Below are 11,247 nucleotides of genomic sequence, written 5' to 3' on the forward strand. Positions count from 1 at the left end.
AGGAATGGAGAGCAGGATGAAGCTCCCAAAAAAAGTTGGAGAGTAAGAGAGTGAAGGGTGAGAGGGTTGGAGAGTGTGGGTAGGAAGAATAAAAAGGTATAATATATTTTATACTGCATATAATATGTGACTAATATGACTAATATGACAATTACTTCAGGAATCATTATTAATCAAATAACCGGAGCTGCTGATCCCGGGTTCCTGTGAAGTTAGCTGTTGAAAGCTTGGGAAATTCTTTGCCTTCAAAAAACTTCTTTTTGCCGATCTTAAAGGTGGTATGAATCATTTCTGCAATATTCCCCTCTCCTCTTTGTCGTTCAAAATATCTTTTATCACCTAGTTTTCCTCCTCTCATGGAGCGGATAAGATTTAAAACTTTTTGCGCCCTGTCCGGAAAATGGGTTTCAATCCAGTTTACAAAAACTAGTTCCACGGTATCGTTTAGTCTTACGAGGGTATAACCGAATCCTAAAGCACCGGCATCCGAAATAGCTTTCAATATGTTTAAAGGCTCATCACTATTGAGTCCTGGGATAATGGGTGCTACCATTACATGTACGGGAATATTGTTTTCAGAAAGAATTTCAACTGCTTTTAATTTATTTTTTGCCGAGCTTGTTCTAGGCTCCATCTTTCTTCTTAATTCTTCGTTGATGGTTGGAATGCTTAGAGAAACTGATACCAGATTTTGTTCTGCCATAGGTTTCAAAATATCAAGATCTCTTAAGACCAGTGTATTTTTTGTGAGAATATTGACAGGATGTCTGTAGTCAAGACAAACCTTCAGTAATTTTCTGGTAATTTCAAATTGTCTTTCCGCCGGCTGGTAGCAGTCGGTATTTCCGGACAACAGAATCGGGGCTGCTTTGTAGCTTCTTTTCTGAAAAAATTTCTCCAGTAACTCAGGAGCATTTTTCTTTACCATAATTTTTCTTTCAAAATCTATCCCCGCACTATAGCCCCAGTATTCGTGAGTAGGTCTTGCAAAGCAGTACGAGCAGCCGTGTTCACATCCCTGATAAGGATTCATGGAGTATTCCATTGGAAGGTCTTCGCTTTTGACCTGATTGACAATGGTTTTGGGAAATACTTCCGTGAAAGAAGTCTTTACTGTCTCGAAATCTTCATCTTCAGGTTCATAGGTACACCTGTCGAAACGATTGGCAACGTTTCGCTGAGCTCCCTGACCTTTTATGAAATTTTCGTTTTGCATTCCGGTGTAAAATTAGAATGGAATTCTTATAAAATAACGAGTTTTAACATTAAAGTTTTCCACAAAAAATCCAACACTTTCAAAAGCGTTGGATTTAAACATAATTAAATATATTTTTTTACTACTTCAGTGCATATAATTCTACTCCATGAGTTTCATCATCATTATTTCTTTCATCAAAGTGTCTGTGATAGTCCGAATAGGAATCACTATATTTTTTATCTTTTTTAGTCAAAATTTTTTTAATGCTTATTAAACTCAATACTGCCAAAAGACCAACTCCTCCTGCCAGTAAAACTCCAACTTCTTTTTTCATATTTTCTCTGATTTATTATTGATACCATTGCAAAAAGTATACCTATTTTATTTTTTTAAATTATAAATTTTGTTAACATTCAACTTTATTTTTAGGAAAATTATAATCTGCTATTTTTCTTATATTTAAAGATTCCAATGGTTTAATTATTGTACTTAAAAATAAAAATATTATTATGGAAAATCCAGAAAACATTGACAGAATGACGACTTTGAGCCAGGTGATGAAAACGCTTTCTGAAAGAGGAATACACAGGGAATTCAGAATGAACGAAAAATGTGAAATGAAATTTGAAAATTCCGAGAAAGTGTATCAGGCCTCTGAACTGGTAATTTTAAAAACTTACCGCTTCGAGGGAGACAGTAATCCGGATGACAATGCGGTACTTTATGTAGTAAAGGATAATGCAGGAAATCGCGGAATGATTATAGATTCTTATGGGGCAGACAGCAATTATCCGGGTGAAGAGTTTGATAAGTTTTTAAGGGATATTCCCATTTTGGAAAGTGATGAATTCAATTTTTAACTGAATCTCTTATATTGATTTTTTAAACCATTAAGTTCGTTTTTATTAAAACAACTGCATTCTTTTTAAGATTGGCAGCAACCATGAAGCTATGATCTCTTAATGGTTTAAAGAATTATTCTTCAGATTTTTCTTTTTTTCTGAATATATTGTTCAGAAAACCTTTCTTTTCTTTCTTCTCTTCTGCAGGTTGTGACGTTTTATTTTTGATTTCCTGTTTTATTTCTTTTACAGATTGTTTCATTTCTTTTACAGATGAAACGGCATTTTTCACTTTTTTTTCGGTTTTTTCGACATTTACACCGATCAGTGTTTTCTTTAATCCCTGCTCAATTCCTTTCCAGAAAAGGTTGAAGAAAGACTTTGTGGGATCACGTTCTACATTTTCCACAGTAACAGACTCAGGATAATTTCCTGAATCTGATTTTATGAAAATATTGGCCACAGCAGTCAGAAAACCTTTTTTCTGATGGTTATTCTTATTTAATACGGCAATTTTTAAGTCTTTATGTTTAAGATTAAATGTTCCGTGCAATCCGGCAGGATTCCCTTTGAAGCTAAAAAGCATTTCCTGAATCGTTCCTGCGGTAGCTGTCACATGAAGATAAGGCCTTATAAAGGGATTAATCCCACTTGCGGGAAGGTTGGAAGTTTTTCCGGAGATTGCAAATCTATCGTTCAGGTCCGCCACATCAAAGTTCCAGTTTACGGAAAGTGGAGAGAGATTCATGAAAGAGCAATTGATTTTTATATCCACTTTTGTGGGCTTTCCTTTTATTTTAGCTGAATTCAGATTTTTAACGTTCATATTAAAGTTACTGAAGGTCAGTTTTCCTGGCCCCATACTTTCCGGGGTATCTTCTTCATATACTAATACTGAGTTTTTCAGATTAAGATTATGAATGGTCATCGGAATTTTGATGGAACGTAGCATTTTAGAATATAATGCTTTTATTTTAGGATCGTCTTTGGGAATCTTACTTCTGAAAATATTGGCATCCACAGACTCAATGTCTACCTGGGAGGCATTGAGCATTTTATTGTGAGAAAAGAAATCCCACTCTCCTTCCGCGGTGATTTTTCCGGCCTTCAAATCATACAGATCTCTCTCAACGGGTATCATTTTGATAAACTGAGCTCTTGAAACGAGAGGTTTCATAGCAAAATTGCTCATCTGCACTTTATTCTTATTGAGTTTCAGAAGTCCAAGGCTCATATTGTAAAACTGTGTGTTATAAACCAGGTTTCTGGTGGTAATATAATAGTCTTTCACTTTAAAGGATAGCCCGGGCTGATTGGGTTTAGGTGATAATTCAATATTATTGACCGTTGCATTGAGACCATGGAAAGTCAAAGGCTGTTTTCCTTTATCATAAGTAATGTTTGAATTTTTTAAAGATGTTTTTCTTATAATAATGGAATTAATGATATTAGGCCCCACAGATTTACTGGCTGGTTTTTCACCTGCTTTAAAAGTCCCGTTTACATTTTCTACGAGAAGATCTTTAAGATCAACATTAAGTTTTTTATTAATGAACTCCAGTTTATTGATATTAAAAGCGATATGATCTGTTTTTAAAACGGCTGCTGCTTTTCCTGCTGCGGGATGAGCTGGCGTAAGTACGACGTCCCGGATTTCGCCATTTGCGGGCTTCATTGCCAAGCTTCTTACTGTGATATTCTGAGCGTTGGAGTATTCAATATTTCTTCCGGCAATAGTAAAATCTTTGTATCCTACAGGTATGATCTGCTCTGAGGTTTCCTTATTGAATAACAACTGACTGATATTTAAACTCATAGCTCCTACAGACAAGAGTTTATTTCCATCCGGTTTATTGATTTGAACAACAGCATTATTTAATTTAAAGTTTTTTAAATCAACTTCAAAATTGGATTTTTTTCCAGCTTTTTTAGCTTTTACTCCTGTATTATAGACTTTCAGAACAGGATTGCGGAAGTCGGCATTCGCAAGTAAAACTTTATTTTTGTTTAAAATGACATCCGTAAAATTCATTTTGGGAACAGCAAGTTCAAATAATTGAGTTTTTTGGGGATAAAACTTTTTAAACTGAGTGAAGGAGAGCAGTGGAATCAGTTTGAAATTATCAACAGCCATCTGCCCATTGCTTGTATTGATACTACTGATGGTAACTGCATACGTTTCATCCGGACGGAGAAAGAATTTTTCGCCTTTGATACTGTATCTGTCAAAAACAACGGGTAATTTATCTTCTACGGATTCCTCCGTCATTTGCAAATTTTCTACAAAAAGATCCAGTTGCTGTACCGATAGAAATTTCTGTTTGGTATGTCTGAAAACAGCAATTTTACCCTCATTGATTCTGATATTTTCAAATAAAACCGGATTTCTTTTCTTTCCGGTTTGTCGGTCGACAGGTTTGGTGAGAATAATATTTAAATTGGGTTTAGCCAGCAAAAGGTCTGAGGAGCTGATTCTTTTATTAAAAACAGCATCATAAATTCCGAAACGGCTTATTTTTAAAGTATCCACAGTACCCTGCAAACCAACAACGTCTGTATTTTGTGGATCTTTACTGTTAACTGCAATTCCTGTAGCAAAAATATTTCCTGTTCCTAAATCTACATCCAGAGTTTTGTAGGAAACTTTATAAGCGGTATTTTTTTTAATATAATCAGGAAGCTGGGTTTTAAGCCATATATTTAATCCGAAATTCGCGGCGAGAAGAACTCCTGCCATAATTCCGCAACCTATGAGTAACTTTTTAATCCATCTTTTCATATCGTGATTTCGCTAAATATACGTTTAAATATAAGACTATTAAGTGGAAATTTTACTCATTTATAACTTCGCAATGTTAAAATCAATATAGTCCATCACTATTAAAATACAAACAGGAGAATATGGCATTCCAAAAATAGCAAAAGACCATCTCACTTTGAGACAGTCTTTCGCTTGTGAACTAAAAAGAGAAAAAGTTTTGTTGCTGATAATTAAAATTATTCTTTTATTATTTTTTTTGACATTGCTTCTCCCCTGTTATTCTTCAGAAAAACAATATAACTTCCTCGTTCCAAATGAGAAACATCTATTATATCTTTTCCTTTCTTAAGGTTTCCTGCACAAGCAGCTCGTCCGTCTGCTGTATACAAAACATATGATATATCTTCTTTGGAAAGTACATTGATCTCATACTTGACACGGGTTTCAGAGATTTCAGCAAAAGAAAAGCTGCTCTTTTCCACATCATGTACCGCTAATGTCGCATTAGGATTATATCTATAAGTGAATGTTACAGGTGTACCATATTCATTATTAAAGTCATCTACCAGATAATATTTCAGGACATAGTCCATTGGAAATGTTCCGGAGCCTGTATCTGCATTCCACATAGTATACCCACTTGAAACCTCAGAATTTGCAGGAATATTGATTGCCGGTTTGGAATTTCCGGGATAAACTGCTCCTAACATTATAAATGGAAGACATGTATTCTGGTAACAGAACTGAAAACTGCTTCCGTCAGCATTGATAATATTCATAACCTTTGCGCGAACATTAATCGGAACAGCAGAGTTGTTTTTAATTTTATAGTGTAAGGTTGCCAGATTTTCATCCACAGTGTTATAAGTAATAACACTTCCGTCATTTATTGGTGTCCCGTCTTCTCTTGCTAGACTAAGCTGCGCTTTCCCATAAAAAGAGATAAAAACAGACAGAAATATAATGTAGTAATTAATATTTTTCATAATTTTTTAGTTTATAAAACCAGGAAGCTATAGAGCCGCTTCCCGGATTGTGAGAAATTACTTAATAATTAACTTTTTAATAATCGGTTCCGCATCTTTTTCTTTAATAGAAACCAGATAAGTTCCTTTTACAAGATTATGTACAGAAATCGGAGTATTAGGCTCTGCATTTTCTTTTTCAAGAATTGTTCTTCCATTGAGATCAAAAATTTTAATGTCTGCCTTTCCTTTTCCGTCAATTTTGAAATAGTCTTTTGCAGGGTTAGGATATAACACATGTTCATTATCTGTCTTTTCAGCAGCATGAACCCCTAATGTTGTGCTTATAGCAAATGGCCCTGCTGCATTAACAATTTCGCCGGTTGTACCATCCAATAAAAGCAAAACAACTTTTATTTTATCCAGGTTATATGCAGTTGGAATATCTGCTGTAAATGTATAGTTTACAATCTGACCATCAGTTATGGTGGAAGGTATAGATCCTGCCTGCCCGGCATATCCTCCCAACAGCATTCTGCCTACATGATCATAAACCATATCCGCAGCAGGTACTGGATTCGGCTTAGTCTCATATCCGCCCATAGCCCCGTAGTTTCCTCCTGCATAATAATTTTTCTGATTATATCCTGAAATAGTTCCTTTTACTTCATCTTCTACAACAACTGCTGCGAATCTGAAGTTAGCATTTGTAAAGTTGGCTCTGAAAACAGCAGATGCATTGAATGTTAAAACCCTACCTGCTAAGGCAGAAGTTGCATTTAATGCAGCCGGAACAATCATTGGTTTTCTTGCATTAATAACCTGAGAAAAATCAGAATCAACATCCTGTCCCAGAAGACTCCTATCTACATTCATATTTGGAAAGCCTGCAAAGTTGGCTCCTGTATCGTACTCAGCCAAAGTCATAGGATCATTGTTATGTACAGCAATTCCTATAAAATCATTAGGAAAACTACTTTCAGCACTATTCATTGCAACTGCCCCTCGCGGACACCAGCCACACCAGGTTCCTGTACCTTCTTCAATCACTACTTTTTTAGGCGAATTCTGGCTTACGGTATTAAATTGGGTTGACAATGTATTGTCTGCGGGAGTAGCATCCGCTGCTCCGTTGACTCCGGTAACAGATACTGTAATATTTTTATTTACGACTATAGGATAGTTTACAGCAACCGAATGCGTAATTACTTTTTCCTGCCCGGCAGCTAAAGGCGCAGCTAGTGGTATTACAGCAGAATGATCTGTGCCATCATTCCAGTTAAGTGTTACATTATTAACACTTTGTGATCCGTTATTTTTTACAGTTGTCTTGATGAAATAATCTGTATTTACCACTCCATAACGGCCTAAAGAGACATTTTTAAGGGCTACATCATAATCTGCAAGACTCTTGACTTTGATATTATCCAAAATGAGATAAAACTTATCTGTACAGTCATAATGCCTGAAAGAAATATACACCTGCTGCCCAATAAAAGAACTTACATTGATCATTCTGGACTGATACCCACCTGCAGCCACTGTTTCTGTATACACAGGGGTGGAAGCAGTAATAGCTCCTGAAACGTTGGTGGTCGTAACATATGCCGAATATTTTTCGTTTGGATAGTCAGAATTTGTTTCCAAATTATAGACCAGGAAAGCATTATTGCCAGTAACAGCACTTAAGTCAATTAAAGGAGAAGTGATCAGATTGTTTGGCGTAAGCGCTCCAGTTCCACTAATATAAGAAAAGGAAGCCAATGATCCGCTTCCAAAGTCCGTATTTATGCCAGAAGCATTCAAATTACTCCATTGCTTCCCGTCTCCGTCAATATCAGTGCTCACCCATCCGTTGAGCCCTGCAGTATTAAAATCCTGACTGTAATAAGTCTGTGAGTGGTATATCCCGAACATCAGGATAAACACCGTAAATAAAATCTTTTTCATTTGTTTTGAAATTTAAGTTTAGTAAATAATTTTTATAAAAATTCATAGGTATTGGTTATTCCTATCTTTTCCTCTCTCACATTCAGTACGGTTCCATTACTATCCATAATCATAACAATGATTTTAAGATGATCCCGATTGTAGCCTGAAGGAACAGCGTATTGAAATGATCTTGAATATTCATTAGAAATTCCCGTCTGAGAATCCGGAATATTTTCTCCCGCTACTGTTGCGGTCAGTTTATCCCTTAAAACATTATGGTGAACATAATCGTAAATAATAGAAGGTCCTAAAGCGGGAACATAATTCTTTTGTTTACCCACCAGCTCATCTTCTACAATAAATGCTGCCATTTTAAGCCCTGAAAAATTTTGGGCAAAAGAAATACGGGTATCAATATTCAGGGTATTGCCGGACACCAAAGAGCCTATTTTTATCCCAATTTTACTGAATGCTTTTAACTGAGCCAACGGTATTGACATATCCGTATAGTTTTCACTATCATCCCACATTGTATTCCTGTTAATAAACATAGTAGGCCAGCCAAGATCCACCCCGGTTACATTTTTAAACTGCTCTACCTCAGCACTTACGGCATTCGACCACGGATCCTGCCCACTAGGGCCATGAATCCCGATAAAGACAAAACCATCATCGGTCTGCAGCTTGAGGTTTTTTGCTCTGGCCCCTGCACGGGTACAGTTCCCACACCAAGTACCGGTAAAATCTTCATATAAGATTCTGTGTTTAAAATTGACCCCGTCATTGATGACTGCACTTACGGAAATAGGATTTACCGGGAGATTTCTGTATTGGGCACTGATAATATAAACTCCTTTCTCTGCAGGCGTATAGAGATTTCCATTTATCGGCTGATTATTAACAAAAATTTCACTTTCTTCCGTAATGTCATTATTGAGATTATCCTTTATCTTGAAAGTAAAGCTTTTCCCCAGTAATTTTTCGTTACCACCTTCTGAAGAAATGGTAAGATAGGTTGCAACAGCATCTCCTTCGTCACTCGCAGATCCCCTACAGGAAGACAATACCAAGAATATTAAAATCACACAATTTAGAAATAATAACTTTTTTTTCATTGTTTGTTGAATTTTTTAATGGGTTTAAATAAAAGCTGAAATTTTATATGGAGTTGTTAATAAATAAGTTTAAAATTTAAACATTGTAATTTTGATAAAACCAAAATTTCCACCATTTTAATAAGAACTTCGCATTAAAATTACATAATTAATTATATATTAGCAAAATAATATTTGTTTAATTATTAAAAATAATATTTATGATGAAAATGACTTTTTCAGGGCTTTTTATTTTTTGTTTAAGCTTTTTTTATGCCCAAGACATCCCTAATGTCTCATTAAATACTATTTCTGGTGACAGGATCGATTTTTCCAAAATAGATTCCTCCAATCCTGTTATAGTCAGCTTTTGGGCCACATGGTGTCTGCCCTGCATGGAGGAACTTACTGCTATTAATGACAAATACGAAGATTGGCAGAAGGAAAGCAAGTTTACCCTGCTGGCAGCTGCTACAGACGATGCCCGTACAGTTTCAAAAGTTAAAACCCTTGTCAAAAGCAAAGGGTGGCCCTACACGGTATTACTGGACTCTAACCAGACTCTTAAGAGAGCATTGAATATCAACAGTATCCCCCACACCATAATCATCTATAAGGGTAAAGTCGCATATTCTCATGTAGGCTACTCTCCCGGAGATGAAGATGAACTGATCAAAAAGATTAAAGAATACAATACCTCCAATTAATTATGCGAAAAAAAATAATTTATGGAGCTGCTTTATTAACCAGCATTCGTCTTTTTAGCCAGTTATCTGTAAATCTGGAATCCAATTCACAATATTATATTGATGACAGCAAAGTAAAACTCTCCGAAGCCGAAAAAGACCAAAGACTAAGATCAAATAACTACCTGAATATCAGCTACAAATTAAAAAACTTCACAGCAGGGGCGCAGCTTGAAGCTTATGAACCCAAAGCCTTACTCAATTATTCCCCGGTTCTGAATAAAACCAGTCTGGGAACTTATTTTGTAAACTATAATAACGAAAAGGCGGGAATAGATGTCACATTAGGTCATTTTTATGAACAGTTCGGCAGCGGTTTAGCTTTGCGTGTATGGGAAGATAAACAGCTTGGGATTGCTAATTCCCTGCTGGGAGGAAAAATAAAATATACAGATCCCAGCCAAACCCTCATCATGAAAGCATTAATAGGTAAACAGAGATTAGGATTTAATGTTTCAGACGGATTAATAACAGGATTGGATAGCGAACTGAAACTGGACAATATGATAAAGGCAAAAGACCTTCACACCAGTATTGGATTCAGCTATGTCAATAAATATGAGGATAATAAGGAAAACAGTAAATTCCCTAAAAACGTCAGCATCTATTCGTCCAGAATGAAAATGGAATATTCAAATTTTGCAATGGAATTGGAATACCTTTACAAAACCAAAGACAACATCAAGCAGGTAAACGTATTGGACCCGAATAATATATTTTCAGGCAATGCTTTTCTGCTTAACCTTTCCTATGCTACAGACCGGTTTGGAATCATTGCGGGACTGAGAAGGCTGGAAAACTTTAATTTTTACTCACAACGAGACCAAATCGGAAATATTTACCATAATTCCGTACTGAATTACATCCCTTCACTCACCAAACAATATGATTATAGCCTGGCTAATATTTATGTTTATCAGGCACAACCAAGGCTGTCATTTCTTCCTCAAAAGAAATCCGGAGAAATAGGTTCCCAGATAGACATCTTTTATAAGATAAAAAAGGGAACACTATTGGGAGGAAAATACGGAACAGATCTTTCTTTTAATATTTCAAACTGGTATGGCTTAAAGGGAACATACAGGTCATACATTAATGATGTCCGCGACTATAAAACGGACTTTCTTGCATTAGGAGAAAAATATTACTCAGACCAAAGCCTTGATATCAGAACGAGACTGAAGGATAAATGGAAGGTTGCCCTGGTATTTATAAACCAGTACTACAACACCTACAGAGCCGAAGAAACAAGTGGAGAAGTAAAAGCACAGACCCTTATTCTGGATAATATTTACAGATTTTCCAAAAGCTCTATGAAACTGGAACTGCAGCATCAATGGGCAAACGGTTACCATGGAAATTGGGCTGCCGGTCTTTTCGAATATAATTTTAACAAAAACTGGGCAGTTTTCGCCAATGACCTTTATAATTACGGAAATTCTGATAATGAAAAGCAAATGCACTATTATACCGGCGGGCTGGTTTTTAGAAAAAACAGCACAAGAATTCAGGCTTCTTATGGCAGACAAAGAGGAGGATTACTTTGCGTAGGTGGTGTTTGCAGATTTGTTCCCGAGAGCGCCGGCCTTTCTTTGGGTATAAGCACCAGTTATTAAAAAAAGACAAGGTGATTGAAATTAATTTAGTAAAGAAGACAATGAAATTTAGAAACTGGTTTTTATTAATTCTACTATTTTTAGCGACAGGAA

Annotated in this window: 9 protein-coding genes; 3 read left to right on the forward strand and 6 right to left on the reverse strand. The window is 35.9% G+C overall.

Translation table 11 applies throughout. The features are described 5' to 3' along the window. Window positions 1-169: 169 nt before the first annotated feature. The gene (locus ACODR7_RS21105; RefSeq protein WP_488842194.1) at window positions 170-1,216 is read right to left on the reverse strand and encodes a PA0069 family radical SAM protein; all 1,047 of its coding nucleotides are present in this window, start codon (window positions 1,214-1,216) and stop codon (window positions 170-172) included. A gap of 121 nt (window positions 1,217-1,337) precedes the next feature. Beyond that, window positions 1,338-1,532 carry a hypothetical protein gene (locus ACODR7_RS21110; RefSeq protein WP_076595302.1) on the reverse strand — a complete coding sequence of 65 codons (195 nt, stop codon included), beginning with the start codon at window positions 1,530-1,532 and terminating at the stop codon, window positions 1,338-1,340. 175 nt (window positions 1,533-1,707) lie between these two features. Here ACODR7_RS21110 and ACODR7_RS21115 point away from each other — a divergent pair, with 175 nt between their 5' ends. Then, on the forward strand, window positions 1,708-2,058 hold the full coding sequence (locus ACODR7_RS21115) for a hypothetical protein (protein ID WP_488842196.1): 351 nt from the start codon (window positions 1,708-1,710) through the stop codon (window positions 2,056-2,058). A 115-nt stretch (window positions 2,059-2,173) separates the two neighbouring features. Here ACODR7_RS21115 and ACODR7_RS21120 read toward each other — a convergent pair whose 3' ends face one another. The 4 genes from ACODR7_RS21120 to ACODR7_RS21135 form a co-directional block, all read right to left on the reverse strand. Further along, complete coding sequence (locus ACODR7_RS21120; RefSeq protein ID WP_488842198.1) at window positions 2,174-4,819, reverse strand: hypothetical protein; 2,646 nt, start codon at window positions 4,817-4,819, stop codon at window positions 2,174-2,176. Window positions 4,820-5,037: 218 nt separating this feature from the next. Next, window positions 5,038-5,787 carry a T9SS type A sorting domain-containing protein gene (locus tag ACODR7_RS21125; RefSeq protein ID WP_488842200.1) on the reverse strand — a complete coding sequence of 250 codons (750 nt, stop codon included), beginning with the start codon at window positions 5,785-5,787 and terminating at the stop codon, window positions 5,038-5,040. A 57-nt stretch (window positions 5,788-5,844) separates the two neighbouring features. Then, window positions 5,845-7,716: a T9SS type A sorting domain-containing protein gene (locus ACODR7_RS21130; protein WP_488842202.1), complete on the reverse strand. Its 1,872-nt coding sequence runs from the start codon at window positions 7,714-7,716 to the stop codon at window positions 5,845-5,847. Window positions 7,717-7,748: 32 nt separating this feature from the next. After that, on the reverse strand, window positions 7,749-8,813 hold the full coding sequence (locus ACODR7_RS21135) for an Omp28-related outer membrane protein (RefSeq protein ID WP_488842203.1): 1,065 nt from the start codon (window positions 8,811-8,813) through the stop codon (window positions 7,749-7,751). 200 nt (window positions 8,814-9,013) lie between these two features. Here ACODR7_RS21135 and ACODR7_RS21140 point away from each other — a divergent pair, with 200 nt between their 5' ends. Beyond that, window positions 9,014-9,499 carry a TlpA family protein disulfide reductase gene (locus tag ACODR7_RS21140; protein ID WP_488842205.1) on the forward strand — a complete coding sequence of 162 codons (486 nt, stop codon included), beginning with the start codon at window positions 9,014-9,016 and terminating at the stop codon, window positions 9,497-9,499. Window positions 9,500-9,501: 2 nt separating this feature from the next. Then, the gene (locus tag ACODR7_RS21145) at window positions 9,502-11,154 is read left to right on the forward strand and encodes a DUF6029 family protein (RefSeq protein WP_488842207.1); all 1,653 of its coding nucleotides are present in this window, start codon (window positions 9,502-9,504) and stop codon (window positions 11,152-11,154) included. Window positions 11,155-11,247: the final 93 nt, after the last annotated feature.

This window comes from Chryseobacterium sp. FG46, from assembly GCF_057809135.1.